The 19,204-nt window shown below is 41.1% G+C and carries 13 protein-coding genes; 5 read left to right on the top strand and 8 right to left on the bottom strand.

Annotation, left to right across the window (positions count from 1 at the left end; all coding sequences use genetic code 11):
- Positions 1 to 4: 4 nt before the first annotated feature.
- From ACYVIL_RS17895 to ACYVIL_RS17880, 4 genes are all read right to left on the bottom strand, one after another.
- Positions 5 to 721: an ABC transporter ATP-binding protein gene (locus tag ACYVIL_RS17895; RefSeq protein WP_303473930.1), complete on the bottom strand. Its 717-nt coding sequence runs from the start codon at positions 719 to 721 to the stop codon at positions 5 to 7.
- Positions 722 to 801: 80 nt separating this feature from the next.
- Positions 802 to 2,100 (bottom strand): efflux RND transporter periplasmic adaptor subunit, encoded by a 1,299-nt coding sequence (locus ACYVIL_RS17890; protein ID WP_460313885.1) that lies wholly within the window; start codon positions 2,098 to 2,100, stop codon positions 802 to 804.
- A 193-nt stretch (positions 2,101 to 2,293) separates the two neighbouring features.
- The gene (locus ACYVIL_RS17885) at positions 2,294 to 3,466 is read right to left on the bottom strand and encodes a hydroxymethylglutaryl-CoA reductase (RefSeq protein WP_303473932.1); all 1,173 of its coding nucleotides are present in this window, start codon (positions 3,464 to 3,466) and stop codon (positions 2,294 to 2,296) included.
- Positions 3,467 to 3,605: 139 nt separating this feature from the next.
- Positions 3,606 to 4,151, bottom strand: a complete 546-nt coding sequence (locus tag ACYVIL_RS17880) for an RNA methyltransferase (protein ID WP_460313883.1) — start codon at positions 4,149 to 4,151, stop codon at positions 3,606 to 3,608.
- A gap of 74 nt (positions 4,152 to 4,225) precedes the next feature.
- Between ACYVIL_RS17880 and ACYVIL_RS17875 the strand changes: the two genes are divergently transcribed.
- Positions 4,226 to 4,630, top strand: a complete 405-nt coding sequence (locus ACYVIL_RS17875) for a tellurite resistance TerB family protein (RefSeq protein ID WP_303473934.1) — start codon at positions 4,226 to 4,228, stop codon at positions 4,628 to 4,630.
- A 155-nt stretch (positions 4,631 to 4,785) separates the two neighbouring features.
- Here ACYVIL_RS17875 and ACYVIL_RS17870 read toward each other — a convergent pair whose 3' ends face one another.
- The 3 genes from ACYVIL_RS17870 to ACYVIL_RS17860 are packed head-to-tail and all read right to left on the bottom strand — an operon-like array spanning position 4,786 to position 12,249.
- Positions 4,786 to 7,854, bottom strand: coding sequence for an efflux RND transporter permease subunit (locus tag ACYVIL_RS17870; RefSeq protein WP_460313880.1), 3,069 nt, complete (start codon positions 7,852 to 7,854; stop codon positions 4,786 to 4,788).
- Positions 7,847 to 11,197, bottom strand: coding sequence for an efflux RND transporter permease subunit (locus ACYVIL_RS17865; RefSeq protein ID WP_460313878.1), 3,351 nt, complete (start codon positions 11,195 to 11,197; stop codon positions 7,847 to 7,849). Before ACYVIL_RS17865 ends, ACYVIL_RS17870 begins: the two co-directional genes overlap by 8 nt.
- A gap of 14 nt (positions 11,198 to 11,211) precedes the next feature.
- Positions 11,212 to 12,249: an efflux RND transporter periplasmic adaptor subunit gene (locus ACYVIL_RS17860; RefSeq protein ID WP_460313935.1), complete on the bottom strand. Its 1,038-nt coding sequence runs from the start codon at positions 12,247 to 12,249 to the stop codon at positions 11,212 to 11,214.
- Between the two features lie 413 nt (positions 12,250 to 12,662).
- Between ACYVIL_RS17860 and ACYVIL_RS17855 the strand changes: the two genes are divergently transcribed.
- The 4 genes from ACYVIL_RS17855 to ACYVIL_RS17840 all read left to right on the top strand — a co-directional run bounded on the left by ACYVIL_RS17855 (position 12,663) and on the right by ACYVIL_RS17840 (position 17,854).
- Entirely contained in the window at positions 12,663 to 14,531 is a 1,869-nt protein-coding gene (locus ACYVIL_RS17855; RefSeq protein ID WP_460313876.1) for a vWA domain-containing protein, read from the top strand.
- A 21-nt stretch (positions 14,532 to 14,552) separates the two neighbouring features.
- Positions 14,553 to 15,152 carry a sigma-70 family RNA polymerase sigma factor gene (locus ACYVIL_RS17850; RefSeq protein WP_460313874.1) on the top strand — a complete coding sequence of 200 codons (600 nt, stop codon included), beginning with the start codon at positions 14,553 to 14,555 and terminating at the stop codon, positions 15,150 to 15,152.
- Positions 15,145 to 16,113: a hypothetical protein gene (locus ACYVIL_RS17845; RefSeq protein ID WP_460313872.1), complete on the top strand. Its 969-nt coding sequence runs from the start codon at positions 15,145 to 15,147 to the stop codon at positions 16,111 to 16,113. The genes ACYVIL_RS17850 and ACYVIL_RS17845 overlap by 8 nt, the downstream gene beginning before the upstream one ends.
- A gap of 220 nt (positions 16,114 to 16,333) precedes the next feature.
- Entirely contained in the window at positions 16,334 to 17,854 is a 1,521-nt protein-coding gene (locus ACYVIL_RS17840; RefSeq protein ID WP_303473942.1) for a catalase, read from the top strand.
- 641 nt (positions 17,855 to 18,495) lie between these two features.
- On the opposite strand, the gene ACYVIL_RS17835 is transcribed toward ACYVIL_RS17840, so the two are convergent.
- On the bottom strand, positions 18,496 to 19,204 hold a 709-nt coding region (locus ACYVIL_RS17835), incomplete at its 5' end, for a transposase (protein WP_460313870.1).

The following is a 19,204-nucleotide window of genomic DNA, read 5'->3' as shown; positions in this document are numbered from 1 at the left end:
TTCCTTAGCCTATGGCAGCTTGATGCATTTCTATATGAGCAGGCTCGGCGATGCCACTCATTTCACTTACCTGACCATCACGCACATAAATGTTGCGTTTGGCTTGGGAGGCTAAATGCTGATCGTGGGTTACCATCACGATAGTGGTACCTTGCTGGTTAATTTGTTTCAATAACTCCAATACACTTAATGCCATTTTAGTATCTAAGTTACCAGTTGGTTCATCGGCAAGTAAAAACCTCGGATTACCAGCAAGGGCACGTGCTATGGCAACACGCTGTTGCTGGCCTCCAGAAAGTTGTGAGGGTAGATGTTTCATACGATTAGCTAACCCCACTAATTCTAAACTTTCTTCGATGCGCTTTTTACGTTCATTACGTTTGAAACCGCGATAACGCAGAGGCACGTCTACGTTATCGAACAAATTTAAATCTGGGATAAGATTAAAACTTTGAAAAATAAACCCAATTTTTTCATTTCTGAGTTGGCTGCGCTGTCTATCATTTAGGTGACTTACATTCTGACCATCTAACTGATAGGTGCCACCTTCAAAGGTTTCTAATAAGCCCGCGATGTTCAAAAAGGTGGTTTTTCCTGAGCCTGAAGGGCCGGTGACGGCTACGAACTCGCCCTCATCTACCTGCAAATTAAAGTCGCGTAGGGCATGGGTTTCAATGAGATCGGTACGAAACACTTTTTTTACGTCTGTCATGGTTAGCATCTACTTTCCTTATTCGTTTCTATTATTTTTTGAATTTTTGTCGCTAGAATTTTCATTTTGGGTATTCACGACCGAGCATTTTAATTGGTGATAAGAATTCGTTGGGCACCGTTAAATTGTTCTGTTCCAGAAATAATGATGGTGTCACCTGCATTTAATCCGTGCATGATTTCAACATTTGACAGGCTGCGGATACCGGTGGAAATTGTGGTTTTTTCCGCCATACCATCTTTCACTATATAAGCAATTCGACCACTACCACTGTCAAGAAATTGTCCTCGTTGCACCATTAACACATCCGCTTTGCTTTCCATCAGAATACGGGTGGTTAAACGCTGGTTTTGACGCAATCCTTGAGGTTGCTTTAAGGTCTCTCCAGCGGCATTTTGGGCGGCGAAACGCACTCTTCCGTTCACTTGATTGTTCTCAATTTCAGGTGAGATAGTGACCAGAGTGGCTGAATGCGTTTCGCCATTGAAACTGACCTCTGCGGGCATACCTATTGCCAAATCGTCTGCATAGCTTTCTGGAATATCAACTTCCAATTCAAATTCCGATAAGTCCACTACACTTAAAATGGGCTGATTTTGGGTTACTTGATTTTTCTGCTGAACAGCTAAATTGCCGACGATGCCATTGACTGGAGAGCGCATAGTCAATTCGTCGACTTTGCGGGTTAATTCTTCTACCAGCAGTCGTTGTCTAGCCAGTTGCAATTGTTTAGTTTGAATTTCAAAGGCCAGGCTTTCTTGATTTAATTGGGCATCTCGCACCGCATGTTGGTGGACGAGTTTGGCATTTTGTAAATCATCTTGGGCTTTTTCATAGTCGATTTGACTGATAGAGTGGGTTGCATAAGCTTTGTCGGCCCGGCGTTTTTCCCGATCAGCCGCGGTTAAGGCGACTAAAGCGAGATCCACTGCTTTTTGATTTTCTAACGCTTGTTTTTTAGCTTGTATTTTTTCCCGATCTAATTCCATTTGCGAACGTTGTAAGCTGGACTCTTCTTGTTTTAGTTCATTGGTCAAAGCTGGGCTGTCAATTAATGCCAACACTTGATTCATTTTCACTGAATCGCCAGCATCTACTTTAAAGGTAATGGTGCCTTGAGCAGGGCTGTAAAGTCTTGGACTAACCGACGCAACCACTCGACCTTGAACTGATAAATCTCTTACCAGGTTACCTTTTTGAACCGTACCAAGACGCAAGCGCTGAGCTGAAATGGAATAGTCAGAACTTGACCAATTACTCAACGCGGGGGCTAGGGTAAAATAGCTGGCTAATAAGGCAATACCAACGACGACGATGATGATAAAGGGTTTTTTATGTTTTTTATTCGCCAGTACGACGTCTTGCCCACTGGTATCTTCAATTTTCATGACATTTTCTCTGAAATTATTAGAACAATCAGAGAGTAAGTCGAAGGTGAAGATGAAAAGGTTTAAATGATCCTAAAATAAATTTAATTTAAAGGGGAAACCTAAACCGTATCTGGCTTTTAATTATAGGCACAATTTGCACTGCACCCGGTCTCTCAGGCGCTTTGCGTTAATTTTTTGATGTTATATGAGCTTAGCGATTACGACCCATTTTGTCGTGACTGCTAACCCAATGACCAGCGATAACAGCACAGGCCAGTGAAATATCGCCGGCTAATACCGTTGCCGCCACAATTTCAGCGAATTTATTGGCTTTGTCTTTACCTACGCAATCGAGTAACTGTAAACATTCGTGTTGAGTGGGTAACCCTGTTCCACCACCAAAGGTGGCTACAATCAATGAAGGTAAGGTTACGGCTAGATAAAAATCACCGTTATCGAGCAATTCATGGGATAGCATACCAGCGTGAGACTCAACTACGTTTGCTTCGTCTTGGCCAGTGGCAATATATAGTGAAGCAATACCATTCGCAGAGTGAGGACCATTATAAGCTGCCCCCGCTAATTGAGCGCCATTATTGGCCAGAGTGGTGGCTCCTGCTAATACTTTTGTATCGACGTTCATTACCCGTGCTAACACCTCTTTTTTCAATATCACCTCAGCAATGACGCGTTTTCCTCTGGAGTGCAGCATATTTAAATGGGAGTGTTTTTTATCTGTATCCATATTGCCAGAAAGCAAATACATACATGGAATAGGGGAGTTGGCTTTGATCCATTCACATGCCACTAGGGTTGCTTTACCCACCATATTTTGGCCGGCCGCATCACCTGTTGTGTAGTTAAACCGTAAATACTGAGTTTTTGCCACAGACCATTGTTGAATGTGTTCTAATTTACCAATACTGGTTGTAGACTCAGATACGGCTTTAATATGTTCAAAGTTGTGCTCTACCCATTGGCCAAAATCACGGGCTTGTCTGGCATCTTCGAAAATAAACGCTGGAGCGCGTTGCATCCAACCTTCCACAACTGTGGTTTTTACTCCGCCACATTCGTTGATTACCCGCATTCCTCGGCTATAACTGGCCACTAAGGTACCTTCTGTCGTGGCGAGGGGAACGTAAAATAAACCTTTAGCACTTTCACCATTGATTTGCACTGGGCCAGCGATACCTACAGGCATTTGCACAATACCAATAAAGTTTTCTACATTGCCGGGTAAAACCCCGGGATCGATACTGAATTCACCTGTGTATTTTAAATCCGCCCCGGTTTTTTGTTTCAAAAACTCCCGTCGGGTTTTTGCCATTTCAACAGTGTGATCATTCTCTGGGTTACGGGGAATCCGAGTATCTTCAGACATAGTAGAGTTCCTTTTTTATCGACAACAATGGAAACAGCGTAAAAGGTGCTGTTTCTCAATTAATGCATAATTAAGCCTATTTAGAAAGGAAGTATGTAATAAATTTGTAATTATTTTGTGTTTGGCTTGATTTGACTGACTATTTCACAGGAAAAGGCACTTTTCGTTTAAGTTTATTATTGGTATCTCGGCTGCTGCGAATGATGTCATCGGAATATATGGTGTCTTGTTGTTTTGCCATTCGGTCATACAAGAGCACGTTCACTGACGCTGCTAAATTCATGCAACCTTTCGTAGGGACGTAAACTACGTCATCACATTGATTCAGAACCTGTTGTGGTATCGAACCGTCTTCCGGCCCAAAAATATACATTGCCTTCTCTGGATGTTGGAAATGGGGTAGTGGTGTTGCTCCCTCGACTAATTCAAATGCGATTTTTTGATAACCCTCTGGTAAGTCGTCAAATAGCGTTTCTTTAGGAATTAACGGAATGTGTGTATTGGCATTTTTGGTGTCAGTGGCGAAGTTTTTAGCGCGTTCATAGCGTTTGCCAGTATACACAATTGATTTGGCGCAATAGCACCCTGCAGCTCGCAATGTTGCCCCTACATTGGTAGGACTTTTGGGGTTGATAAGTCCGACAATGCAATGATTCGTTTGATTTTGTTGGGTAGATTTAACCATTTTGGATTAGCAGATTAGGATAGTTTGGACTAGGATACTGTAGATTGGATTATAAAACACCATGGAGTAAGTTGATGAGGTTTACCATTTTTATTCAAGCGTTAGACTTGGGGCAGTGTAAAGATCAAATTCAACGTCAGGCTTTATTTGATATTGCGCTTATGTTTGTAATGATTGATGGCGTGATTGACGAGCAAGAAAGGCGCTATATGCAGGACTGGTTAGCACAACTGGAATGGTCTAGCGATATCGATAAACTAGATTATTACACTACCCTTGAAAGGAAAGTCGTCGATGCCATTGCGGAAGACGAAATTGAAAACTTTTTAGCCCATCGCGCGATTCTATTGTCAGATCCCTGGATGAAATTACAAGCTTTAAAGTTGGCTGAAGAAATCGCCAATGCCGATGGTGACTTTGCGCCGTCTGAAAAGGCCGCCATAGCATTTCTAATGGACAAATTAGCAGATAAACGCTAACAGCAAATCGCCTTTTAAGGCTCTTAATTAGTTTATAAGAGCCATCAGCCAGTTGAGAGCCATCAGCCAATTAAGAGCCATCAGCCAATTAAGAGCCTTCGGTCGATAAAGGCTCTCATGAAGAGACATCATGAGCGCCATTTTCTATCGATTCCTCAAGCTCCGGTAATTTTCGCCACTAGGTGTTTACTATCCGATATCATCTGTACAGTATTGCGACGTAATTTGAGCAGCAATAAATACGTTAAAGGGACTAAAAATAAACTAGTTAAGGTACTGAATAGCAAACCGCCTATTATGGCGATAGCCATTGGAGAGTAAGACGGGCCGTCACCGCCAATGCTCACATCACCCAACGCCAGGGGAACAAGTCCAAGTACAGTAGTAGATACGGTCATTAAAATGGGCCTAACCCGAGTAAGACAGCCTTCAATGATGGCGTCGTGAACTGCTAAACCTTGATTAACCAATTGATTAATCCGGTCGACCAAGACGATGCCATTGTTCACCACTATTCCCATTAAAATTAACATGCCTATCATGCCCATTACCGTCATGGGATTGCCGGTAATTAAGAATGCCCAAAACACGCCTGTAAATGAAAATATTAACGAGGTTAATACCGAAGTGGGTAATAACAAGGATTCGAAAAGCGCAGCCATAACAATATAAATCATGCAGACAGCTAAAAGCATGTTTGTGATCATTACCCCTTCGTCTTCGTCCTGGCGCTGGAAACTGCCGTCTAACGCCCAAGAGTAACCGTTGGGAAGTTGCACATTGGCCATAATGGCTTCAATACGTTCTTTTGCTTCTTCAATGGTGAGGTCGCTTTCTAAATTCGCGCCGATGCTCAGTGCTGTTTGTCTGCCGTCTCGCTGAATATGAGACATCCTTGGTTTGATGGTTAAATCAGCCAACATATCCAGAGTGACATTTTGCTCAAGGTTTCTAAACACAATTAAATTGCGTAGCCCATCGATAGATGTTTGCAATGTTTCATCGTAAAGCAATCGAATATCTATTTCTCCATTACTGGCATTTCTGAATGTGCGTAGGTTTGAACCGCGCAGTGCTGTACTGATCATAGTCGCCACATCCTGAGTGTTTAAACCAAATCGAAAGGCCTTGTTCCTATCAACCTTAATTTGTAACTCGTAATTTTGACCATCTATATCCGCTTTAACATCGGTTAAACCGTCAACACTTGCCAATACAGGGACAATTTCATCGGCAATTTCCATTAAGGTTTCAGATGACTGTCCGAATAATGATATTTTGACGCCGCCGCCACTGCTCTCATTCCACTGGAAAGACGGTTTTGCCCGTGCAAATGCAGGAAATTCATCTTTAATGCGTTTTTTAAGATCTGCAATTTTAATGGGGATATCATCTTCTAACGTAATGCCTGATTGTGCTTCACCTGTGGTGAAATAGCTGTACACCTGCTTAATGTAAAAGCGTTCCTTATTGGCGTATAAATAGTCCTCCATTTTAACTACTGTCTTTTCTACTTCCTGAAGGCTGTAATTAGCCTGCACATTGTAATTCAACCAAATACGACCATTGTTACCATTGTTTTGCTCATCGCTTTTCAACAGGTTCATGGGGATTATAGTGCTCACTAAAATCAGTACTGCAATCAATGCCGTCTTACCTTGGTTTGCAAGGGTCCAGGTTAAGATAGACCTATACAAGGCTTTCAGTTTTGATGGCTTAATATGTTTTGGCTTAGGTTTTATTTTCAACTTTGTGGTTAATAAGGGAATGAGCGTTTGCGCTAAAATCAAAGAAGCAAACAATGAAATACAGATAGACACGGCTACATGTTCTAAAAACACCGTAATTTCTTCTTTGGCCCCTACAATATTGGGTAAAAAAACGATGGCTGTGGTAGCCGTTCCAGCGATCACCGCCAAACTTACCAAAGCGACGCCTTTCTTCGTTGCTTCCACTGGGTCAGGTTCGTCTTCTCTGGCTTGAAAAATGCTCTCTGTGACCACCACAGCATTGTCTACTAACATGCCTACCGCTAACATCAAGCCCATTAATGACAGAATATTGAGGGTATAACCTAAGAAATACATGCAGGCTAATGTTATGCATATTGCAAAGGGCACAGACAATACCACTACCAAGGTTGTGGCTAAGTTGCGTAAAAATAAATACAAAACAATGATCGATAATACTGCACCGATCAGGCCTGAATTAAGTAAGTCTTGAAGGGAGGTGGTGACCGAGTCAGCCTCATCATCCATAATAAATAGGTTAATGCCATTGAACGCGGTGCTATTGCGGGCTTTTTCAATTTCTTGCATAACCGCATCGGATACCGCGACTAAATTCGCACCGGATTCTCGAAAGATATTTAAACCAATGGCATGGGTGCGATCTAAATGGCGTCCTTCTTCCGCCCGTGGGGTTTCATATTTAACGGTGGCGATATCGGTTAAGCGCACATTGGGCTGAACAATAAGATCTTCAATTTCCTGTATACTCCGGTATTCTCCCACTGGATTAACGGTGATTTTTTGGTCTAAATCAAAAAACTGACCGGCCGTCATGGAAAAGTTAGCGTCCCTTAAGGTTTTGGTTAATTTTCCAGTATCGATATGCAGTGCTGCTATACGTTGGGGATCTAAACGAATGGAGATTTGTTTTTTCTGAACCCCGTACAACTCTACTTTTGAGACACCTTTAATGCGTTCTATGGGCATTTTTAGATTACGTTCAAGTAAGTCATAGGAATTGGAAATATCGCGGTCACTGGACAATCTGAGTTGAAATACCGGCATATCTTTCAAATTAAATTTAAATACTAATACCCGTTCTACATCTTCTGGTAACAGATGGCGTATCGCATCGATTTTTTCTCGGGCTTCTATGCTTTTGGCTTTAATATTGGCATCCCAATCAAAGCGAATTTGAATTTCCGCATTATTTTCCGTAGAACGGGAGCGCAAGCGTTTAATTCCCGACATAGTGGCTAACGCCTCTTCCACGGGCTGAGTGATCATTTTATCGATTTCCGCCGGCGTTGCATCTTTGTAGGGAACTTGGATGAATATTTCCGGAAAATCTATGCCTGGAAATTTCTCCAATGGCAACAGTCGACTGGCTGCCAACCCCATGATTAACAATGAAAAGAACACCATTGAGATGGTAACCGGACGTCGTATGGCAAAGCTTGCCAATGCAGCGCCAGCATGGGCGAACTTATCCATACACCACCTCATTTGTATCAGTTTTAGTGTGTTGAATAGTCGTCTTGTCGTTATCTGCGGCGAAAGTTTTGCGATCAAATAGGCTGTATAAGACTGGGATCATCAATAAGGTAAGAAACGTGGCGAACAACAGGCCAAATATTACTGTGATAGCCATAGGTGTGCGAATTTCAGAGCCTTCACCTAAGCCAATGGCCATGGGCAGCAAGCCCAAAATTGTGGTCAGAGTGGTCATAAGAATTGGCCGCAAGCGGCTATGTGCAGCTTGTTTAATGGCTGCTATTTTTTCTTCCCCATTTGCACGTAGTTGATTAATGCGATCAATTAATACTATGGCGTTGTTTACAACAATACCTGCGAGCATAATGAGGCCAATAAACACCACGACACTGATGTTGGTATTGGTTAAATATAAACCGTAAATTGAACCGGCACAGGCCATAGGCACGGTAAATAAAATTAAGAATGGATGTAGTAAGGACTCAAATTGTGATGCCATGACCAAATACACCATGAAAATAGCTAGGGCTAATGCCATATATAGAGAATTAAAGCTCGCTTCCATTTCCTCACTTTGACCTGTGACCCTAGCTTGTAAACTGACTGGTAGATTGAGGGTTTCTATGGCTGATTGGGCGTCAATTACTGCGGTTCCTAAATCACCATAGTTAAGGTTTGCACTAACCAATACAACCCGCTGTTGACCGACTCTGGTTATTTCACTTGGGCCTACCGACATTTCAATCGAGGCAACCGCAGCCAATGGAATTGCATTGGCGCTACTCGGATTGACGACAATTTGAGAGATATCTTGAATGGAGTCTCGTTGGGTATGTTGGTTTCTCACTAAAATATCTATCTTGCGATCATCAATACTAAATTGACTGGCTACTTCGCCGCCAATCTTAGCTGCAATTAATTTAGACACATCGGGTGCATTCAAACCTAGTTGCGCTAGCTTGGCATGGTCAAAGAGTACCCTTAATTCTGGGTTACCATTTTTCAGGGAGCTTTTGATATCCGCAAATCGTCCATTTTCAGACAGCACTTGTGCAAGTTTGTCACCGTAACGTTTTAACATTTGTAGGTCGTATCCAGATATTTCAATCATCAGTGGGGTGGAAAAACTAAATAGTTCGGGGGTACCAAATTTACTTTGCAATCCCGCTTGATTGCTCAAATATTGGCGCATGGCAGCAATAACCTGCTGTTCATCTTCAGTTGAAGCTTCACTGGCCATTACCACATTTAATTTTCCCCAATGATCACCACCTTGTGAGGGAGAGGCATTCATTAAACTGCCGGTGCCAGCTAATGAATACGTGCGTGCAACCTGTGGTTGTTGTTGCGTAAAGGTAGCCAACGACGCCAGCACTGCATCAGTATTTTCTAACTTAGAGCCAGTTGGTAAGGTAATCTCCACATCAAATTCTCCCTGAGCCAGTGGCGGGATCAATTCCAATCCAATTTTAGGCAAAAGTAACAGGGACAATGCAGAGCAGGTGAGCACAATGGCGACTACTGCAAAGCGCGCTTGCATAGCAACATTGAGACTATAGTAATAGGCTGCTGATATTAGCTTGTAGAATTTATCGAAAAGCCATAGTACGGGTTTGAATAGTGCGGATAACAATTTGGATAGCCCGTTAAATACAGCTAAAATCAGGCTTGTTAATACTAGCGGGAGCACATAAAACAGCAGTTTTGCTAAAAGAGTGAATGGTAATAGCAGGTAGTAACCGGTTAGTTGTAACCAACCCGATGGTTTTTGTTTAATATTCCTAGGACCTAAATCAACTTCTTTGCTTGGGCGACGAGATTTTTCTCTTGCAGCTAACATTGGGATCAGAGTGAGTGCCACCACTAAGGATGCCGCAAGTGCAAAGGTCACCGTAAGGGCTTGATCACTAAATAATTGACCTGCAATGCCTTCAACAAATACCAATGGGAAAAATACCGCCATAGTGGTGAGGGTGGAGGCGACTATGGCCATTGATACTTCTTTTGTTCCTTGGGCAGCAGCCTCTAATGTATTGGCATTGTGTTTTTTATGCCTGTCGATATTTTCCAGCACCACTATGCTGTTATCAACCAACAAACCAATAGCCAAGGCAATACCGCCCAAGCTCATAATGTTTAAACTAATATCGTAACTATACATTAAGTTAAAGGTGGCAATTATGGACACGGGAATGGAAATGGAAATTATTAACGTAGGCCAGATGTTTTTCAGGAAAAAATACAACACAAACATGGCCAGGATTCCGCCTATGATGGCAGCCGATTTCACTTCCTCAAGAGCACTGGCAATAAACAAAGATTGATCGTAGACCATTTGGATTTGGTAGTTTTCAGGCAATGTTTGATTTAAGGTTTCAAGCCTAGTTTTTACTGCATTAGCCACGTTAACCGTGTTGGCATCGCCTTCTTTATAGATGGCAATTTCAACGCCTTCGAATCCATCAAAGCGGGTGACGGATGAACGTTCTTTATAGGCATTATTTACGTCTGCCACATCGCTTAAACGAATGTGTCTGCCATCACGTGTGGCAATGTACAAGTTACGCATGTCGTCTAAAGTTTGAAATTGGTTCAGGGTTCTGACGATGTACTCCTGGGAACCGTCTTCGACACGGCCTCCGGAAGCATTGACATTTTCATCTTTTAATCGCTTGATTATCTCGGCTAACGGAATGTTTAATTGACTCGTGCGATGCTGATCGATCAAAACATGGATCTCGTTTTCCAGGCCTCCTCCGACGCGCACTGAAGCGACTCCTTCAACGGACTCCAACTTACGCTTGATATCTTCTTCAGCGTAGGTCCGGATCCGCTTCATACTCCCTTCATCCATACTTGGTTGTTGTGAAAAAGAAGGATTAGCAGAGCTGGCGTTATCAGAATTTGCCTTGTTTGCGCCAAGTCCAAAGCGCATGACCGGATCTAAACTTGGGTTAAATCGCAATAACAGCGGCCGTTTAACGTCCAGGGGCAATAACAGAACATCGAGCTTTTCCCTTACCTCTAAGCTGGCCATATCCATTTCAGTACCCCAGTCAAACTCTAAAACGACATCTGACTGTCCTGCTTTTGAAGCCGAGGTAACTTTACGCACCCCTTTGACAATGCCCACGGCCTCTTCAATGGGTTTGCTGACTAATTGCTCAATTTCCCCAGGCGCCGCGCCCACATAGTCTGTGCGAATTGTAAGTGTGGGGTAGGATAACTCCGGTAACAGGTTTAATGATAAACGTGATAAAGAAACAAAGCCGAATAGCAGTACTGCTAAGGTGAACATCCACACGGTTACCGGACGTCTCACCGCAATTTCAATTAGATTCATAATTTGTTCCCCAATTAGCTGTTTACGATTTCAACAACAGCTTTGTCTTTGAGGTTTTGATGACCAGTCACTACTACTTTTTCACCACCAATTAGACCTTCGGTCACTTCTACGAAGTTGCCTTCCTGGTAGCCAACTTTAATGGCTATTTTGTTAGCAATCCCATTGGCGTCGACCACAAACACGTTGGTTTTGTCGTCAATGGCGAGTAAAGCTTTGCGCGGTAATAAAGTCGCATTTTGACGGGTGTCGTAATTTAAACTGACCTGAGAGAACATCCCTGCTTTTAGCAAATTATCCTCGTTGGGTACCCTAAGGGTGACTTTGAAAGTGCCAGTTTTTGCGTCAATGACAGGGCTAATACGCTCTACATAAGCATTAATGAGTGTATCGTTCAGTGCAGATATTGATAGGCTAGCCTGTTGATTTTCGTGTACGCGAGAGAGTTCTTTTTCTGGTAGGTAAACAATTCCGTATAGCTGCTTTTGTTGCACAATATGAAACATGCGCTCGCGCTGGAAGGATTCCGTTAGATTGCCCACTTTTGCATTTCTTTCTGCGATATAGCCACTAATAGGCGCGACTATGGTTGCCTCTTTTAAATCGAGTTTAGCTAAGGCTAAGGTTGCTTTTGCTGATTCATATTGAGCTGTGAGTTTGTCATAAGTGTCATCACTGATGAGTTTTTTGTGATAAACCTTATTAACTTTCGCAAGTTCCTTTTCAATACCTTGTAAATCAGCCGCTGCTCTTAATAAGTTTAATTCATAACGTTCGGGATCTAGTTTCGCTAATATTTGGCCTTTTTTAACGTAATCACCTTCTTCTACTAAAATCTGATCAATGATCCCTGATGCTCTAGCAACCACAAAGGCTTCTTCTTTTGCCTCTAAAACGGCGGTTGTTGCATAATTAGAAGAAATATCACCACGGCTCAAACTCTTCACTTCAACTGGAATTGGAATAACTTTAGCCTGTTCTGTTTCGGTTTTTTCGTTTTTATTGGCTTCTGCCTGTCCACATGCGGTCAATAAGAAACTCGAGCAAATCATAACGGCTAGGGATAACTGTTTTAGTGATGAGCGTGAAATTGAAATATGGTTGTGATAATTATTAGTGTCCATTGTATTTTCCAAATTTAACCAAACATTTTAAATTAAGTTCGTAACGACAATTTGCATTGTGCTTTGATTAATGACCACTCGTAAGAGAGTCCTTTTCTGTAAACTAAGCACTCACCATGCCACTTGTAAAAAACTATATAAATCAAGTGGATATAGCCATTCATGAATTTTATTTTGAAATTGATTAACTGTGTTTGGTTAAATTTACTAATACTTGGTTTATTTGCTAATAGTTGAGTGAAAAAGCTGCAGAATACATTTTGATAAGATATTGAAAAATAAATAACCCCTTTTTAATACTCATTCGTTGGTACTGATAACTAAGTGTAAAAGGAATAAAAATGAACACGAATAAATCAGACAACTCAAAACGTCAAGATACTATTAACCTAGTAACTAAACCTAAATTTACCCTCAGAAGAATGAGTTATTTGTTTGCTACGACTGGACTTGCCTTGAGTATTGCGGCTTGCACAATCAATGAAAATGAAAAACAGGTTAAAGATTCAGCTAAGACTGAGGAGGTTATGGTAGCTGCTCAGCGGGCAGAGGCACACGCTAGGGCTCAAGGAGCATTGCAAAAGAGGCAGCGACTGCAAACTCAAGAGTTTGCCATGGCTGACTTATCCGCCACTTCACCTGGTTATTATCCGCCACAAATGCCGCAGAACCCCACCTTTACTGAAAAATATCAACAACAAGAAGAAAATCAGGTATTTACAACCAATACTAATCCTGTTTCTACATTTTCAATAGATGTGGATACAGGGAGCTACAGCAACGCCAGGCGGATGCTAAATCAGGGGTGGCTACCGCCAGCTGATGCCATACGAATCGAAGAGTTCGTGAATTATTTTGATTATCAATATCCCGTAGCTGATGACCCTGAGCATCCTTTTGTAATTGATACTCAAGTGGCTAATTCACCTTGGAATGACGGGCGTTTGTTGATGCGAATTGGCCTAAAGGCTCATTCTTTAGATAAGCCAAAAAATAGTCAAACAGATGGATCTGACCAGGAGGTTAATGGTAGTGATAAAAATTTAGTGTTTTTGTTGGATGTGTCGGGCTCTATGAACTCTGCAAACAAGTTACCTTTAGTTAAGCGTGCGCTAACTATGCTGACAAAACAATTAACTGAAAATGACAGCGTTGCTATTGTGGTTTATGCAGGCGCATCTGGCGTGGTGCTGGAGCCTACCGTGGCGAATCAGACAGTAAAAATCGAGCAAGCGTTAAATCGTTTATCCGCTGGTGGTTCAACCAATGGAGGTGAGGGGATTGAACTGGCATATAAATTGGCTAAGCAGGCATTTAAGAAAAATGGCGTCAATCGGGTGATCCTAGCCACCGACGGTGATTTCAATGTAGGTAGGGTTAATCATCAACAATTAATCGAATTAGTTGAACAACAAAAACAACAAGGTATTGAACTCACAACCTTAGGCTTTGGTCAAGGTAACTACAATGATCATTTAATGGAGCAGTTAGCTGACAAAGGAAATGGTAATTACGCTTACATTGATACGTTACAGGAAGCACGAAAAGTACTGGTGGAAGAGTTGAATGCGACTTTGCAATCTGTTGCCCGTGACGTGAAAATTCAGGTGGAGTTTAACCCCAATACTGTGGCTGAATATCGCTTAATTGGTTATGAAAATCGTAATTTGAAAAATGAGGATTTCAACAACGATAAGGTAGACGCCGGAGAAATAGGCGATGGCCACACTGTGACGGCTTTTTATGAAGTGGTATTGCAAGGTGGAGTCAAGTTTAACGACGATTTACGCTATAAACAAAATCATAATAGTGACGCTTCTAATTTGGAAAACGAACTGGCACATGTCAAGCTAAGATATAAACCCATGGATGACGATAACAGTATTTTGCTTGACCAAATAATTGAAAAACAAAATATTATTGATTTCGATGCCCAATCTGTTGATTTTAAATTTGCGACTTCTGTTGTGGGTTTTGCACAATTATTGAGAAATAGTAAATACACTGCAAATTTAGATTTTGAAAAGATTATAGAACTTGCTAATGACAACAAAGGCAAGGATGATTATGGCTATCGTGCTGAATTTGTTTCTTTGGTGAGAATGGCGAAAACTCTGAAGTCAGAAATCACGGGTTCAACTACCCATGAAGAGCGCAAACAAAATACAGAAACTAAGACACAGGGTGTGAGATTGGCTAGGTCTTATTAATTTAAGGGAAGATAAATTCGTTTGAATCAAGTAGTAGATGAAGAATTGCTTAAACGATTTGCTGGTGGAGATTCAGTATCGTTTAAGCTTTTATATGAACGACATAAAGGCGGTCTGTATCGTTATTTGTTGAGGCAATTGAAAAATCAGCAATTAGCCGAAGACTTATTTCAGGATACTTGGAGTAAAGTTATCGATCATGCGGAGTCATTTGAGCCAAACGCTAAATTTTCAACTTGGTTATACACAATGGCGCGCAACCGAGTAGTTGATCAAGTGAGGCATTTGCAAGTTGTCGAAAAGGTGATTGATGATTCTGTGGACGATGCAGAGGGCCAAATTAATGACTCAGAAGTTCATCAAACTAGGGGGGAGAAAATGCTGATAGCTGATAAACAGCGGTTTTTCCTGAAAGAATGCATGAAAAGGTTACCCGTGAAGTTTTTGGATGTTTTTCTACTTAAAGAAGAGTCGACGTTAACGATAAAACAAATTGCGGAGATCGTTGGTTCTTCCCATGAAGCAACGAAAAGTAGATTACGTTATGCCTATGCTCAGTTAAGAGACTGTTTATCTAAAAAGATGCCAGATTGGGGAACCGAGGATGCCCATCATGAATAACAATCCAACATCCTCTAGTGAAGATATAGTTGACTCAGAAGTCAGCAATTTATACCAATCTCAAAATAAACCAGCACCTTCCCAGTTAGTGGACAGCCACATTTTAACCTTAGCGAAGCAACGTATTGATGCTAAAAATCAGCCAACTAAATGGCGACAATGGCAATGGCCTGCATCAATTGCTGCTTCAGTGATGTTCATTAGCTTAGTGGTTTACACGCAGTACGAGCAGTTCGACCCGCGTTTTGAACAGGCACCACAGGCTGATGTAGATAGCTATGAAATTGCTGATCAAGCGACTTTGGATGAAAGAGAAGGAGCTAGCAAAGCTAAATTGCAAACTAAAGATTTAAGTAAACCGTCAGTTTCGACGCGAATGGCGAGTGCACCATTGCCCCAGAAAGAAGAATTTACAGAGCAACAGCTGGATGAACCTGAGCGGGCCCAATATGCTGAAAAAGAAGCGTTAACTTTAGCTGCCAAGGCAATGGATAATGTGGAAATTGAACCCTTGGCATTGGAGCTTGAGCTACCCTTAAAGGTCGAAGTTGATGAGCAAATTCCAGAAGAAATAGCCTTGAGTCAGGAAGAAGCCGAACAAATGGCATTGAAAAAAGCTGATTTACTTGCCAGACAGGCAACTGAGCAGTCAGCCAAAAAAGAACAACAAGCCAACAAAAGATTGTCTATATTAGATACTGCAGCAGCATTTAGTGATATTCAAGATTCAAAATCAAAGATTCAGGTTAATACCGAATATCTTGATAACTTGTTGAAAAAGCTTGAAGGACAGGCTGCACTAACTAACTCAGATTCCTTTAAAAGTAAGGAGTTAAAAAGATTGCAGGGAGATATTTTCGATTATTTGTCGCTACTCAAAATGTCTGATCCTTTGGTTGAGATTGACGAAAAATATTGGAAAGTGTTAACGCAAGAACAACAAGAGAAATTAGCTAAGTAGTCTCTATTAATACCAGTTTAGTGTCATTATTTCATGGTAAAGGTATTTTGGGACAGGCATGATTTTTTTAATTTCTAAGGTTAAATTGTTGGACAGTCATAAATTTATTTTTAAATTTTTAATGTTCAGTAAAAAATAAGACATCTTCTATACTTCGAAAATTGTGGTAGTTGTGATCTAAACATGAAATACCGATTAGTTTCTAACAGGAGCAAGTGTAATGAGCGATAAAAAATGTCCATATGAACCAACAGACCTCACTACTAGCAGTGGCGCGCCGGTAGTCGACAATCAAAATAGTTTAACTGCAGGCAAACGAGGTCCGGTTTTAGCGCAAGACGTGTGGTTAAATGAAAAGCTTGGCAACTTTGTACGTGAGGTCATTCCTGAAAGGCGCATGCATGCTAAGGGTTCAGGGGCATATGGTACGTTCACCGTTACTCAAGATATTAGTAAATACACTCGCGCCAAAATATTTAGTGAGGTAGGTAAAAAAACTGAAATGTTTGCGCGTTTTAGTACGGTAGCTGGAGAGCGCGGTGCCGCTGATGCTGAACGCGATATTCGAGGGTTTGCTTTGAAGTTTTATACTGAAGAAGGGATATGGGATATGGTTGGCAATAATACCCCTGTTTTCTTTTTGCGAGATCCTCTTAAATTTCCAGACTTAAACAAAGCAGTTAAGCGTGACCCTCGTACTAATATGCGATCGGCTACAAATAATTGGGATTTTTGGACATTATTGCCAGAAGCGTTGCATCAAGTAACTGTGGTAATGAGTGATCGTGGTATTCCAGCTTCATATCGGCATATGCATGGTTTTGGCTCTCACACCTATAGCTTTTGGAACGAGGCAGGCGAACGCTATTGGGTTAAGTTTCATTTCCGCACTCAACAAGGTATTAAAAACTTAACCGATAGCGAAGCTGCAGACGTGGTTGCTATGGATCGAGAAAGCAATCAAAAAGACCTCTATGAGGCCATCGAGCAGGGAGATTTTCCTAAGTGGAAGATGTATGTACAAATTATGCCAGAGGCTGAAGCGGATAAAGTTCCTTACCATCCTTTTGATTTGACTAAAGTGTGGCCTAAAGGAGATTACCCATTAATAGAAGTTGGTGAGTTTGAGCTCAATAAAAACGCTGAAAACTATTTTGCAGATGTTGAGCAAGCAGCCTTTGCTCCCAGTAATTTAGTTCCAGGTATTAGTGTTTCACCAGATCGTATGCTGCAGGCTAGACTGATAAATTATGCAGATGCTCAACGTTATCGAGTGGGTGTGAACCTGAATCAAATTCCGGTGAACAAAGCCCGCTGCCCTGTGAATAGTAATGCTCGTGACGGTCAAGGTCGAGTCGACGGCAATTACGGCGATAAACCTCACTACGAACCTAATAGCTTTCAACAGTGGCAGGAGCAACAACAGTTCGCGGAACCTCCTTTGAAAATAGATGGCTATGCTAAACGTTATGATTTCCGTGAAGATGATGAAGACTATTTCAGTCAGCCTCGTGCATTATTTAATTTAATGAATGATGAACAAAAGCAAGCTCTATTTGAAAATACTGCAAGGCAAATGGGTGATACTTTTGATTTTATTAAATTTCGTCATATTCGCAATTGTAATAAATGTCACCCAGAATACGGTGAGGGTATAGCTAAAGCACTAGGCTTAACAGTTGCAGATGCAATAAAAGCAAGAGAAGCGGATCCTGCTATTCATCTATCAAGTTGTTTGTAAATAAAACTTCGACAAACATAAACACCGTTTTAGCATGTTAAAACGGTGTTTTTTTGTGGACAAATCGTGTTTTTTATGTTTTTTAAATTGGACAGGCATGTTTAAATGGACAGGCATAACTTTGTATGACCTTTAAATTTGGACAGGCATAGTTAATTATTTAATTAGACAGACACTACTTTGTATGAATAACAATATGTAATGCTAATTTATTTTTATAGACTAGCTAAAAGTGAATATAATTCTTTTTTAAAATGAGCTAAAAACGAAATATTGAAGTGTGGCAGTTAATTAGGTGCGCGTTAGTTTTGCCGATATATGACTAAGCAGTATTTTTCGATTCAGAAATTAACTTGATTGAATTATTATTAAATTGTTTAAATGGACAGGCATAGCTTTGTATGATCTTTAAATTTGGACAGGCATAGTTAATTATTTAATTAGACAGACACTACTTTGTATGAATATCAATATGTAATGCTAAATTATTTTTATAGACAAGCTAAAAGTGAATATAATTCTTTTTTAAAATGAGCTAAAAACGAAATATTGAAGTGTGGCAGTTAATTAGGTGCGCGATAGTTTTGCCGATATATGACTAAGCAGTATTTTTCGATTCAGAAATTAACTTGATTGAATTATTATTTAATTGAACCAACTAAGCGCTTATGTCGACGTCGTCGTTTATAACTTTTAAGAGTGTCGTTTTGGCCCGCTGCGACACTAAAAGTTTCTTCGAAGCTTGAAAAAAGGGTATTCCAAGTTTGTTCATCAAAACCAAGTCGCTGAAGGATAGGTGACTGATTCATATTTATTGCACCACTTTTAGTGGGATGTAGACTACGCCCGGAAAGGTCGACTAACTTTAGATAGTCTATAAGATTAAACGGTATCACGGTTGCCTGACGGGTTAATACGTTGCTTACAAATGGCATCAATGTTGAAGGTTGTTTTCCGTGTTTCAAGTCGATAATACGTCGTCTGACGCTGGTATGTTTAGAGGTTTCAGGTGTGCTGGCTAATTTTGCCCGAATTGGGTTTAAATCCACATAAACCATGCATGCGGCTATTGCATGCTCATCTAATAGCGCTTGAGATTTAAAGCGTCCTTCCCAGAAATGGCCGGTGCATTGGTCTTCATGATTGGCTTTTCGCGCAATGGGTTCGTTAAGTTCGCGCATGAACCAACTGATATCCATTAGCCGTTGTCGATAGATGGATAACGTGGCTTGCAAACTGTCTAATTCTGGCGCAGAAAACGATGTGGTTTCACTACTCAAGAATTGCTGGGTTAACAGCGTTCCTTTGTGTAATTTATGCCATCTTGCGCACACTTGTTTGTCCGTCCAG

This window comes from Aliiglaciecola aliphaticivorans (genome assembly GCF_054782055.1).
The sequence above is the reverse complement of the archived record's forward strand: the minus strand, read 5'-3'. Positions and strand labels throughout refer to the sequence as shown.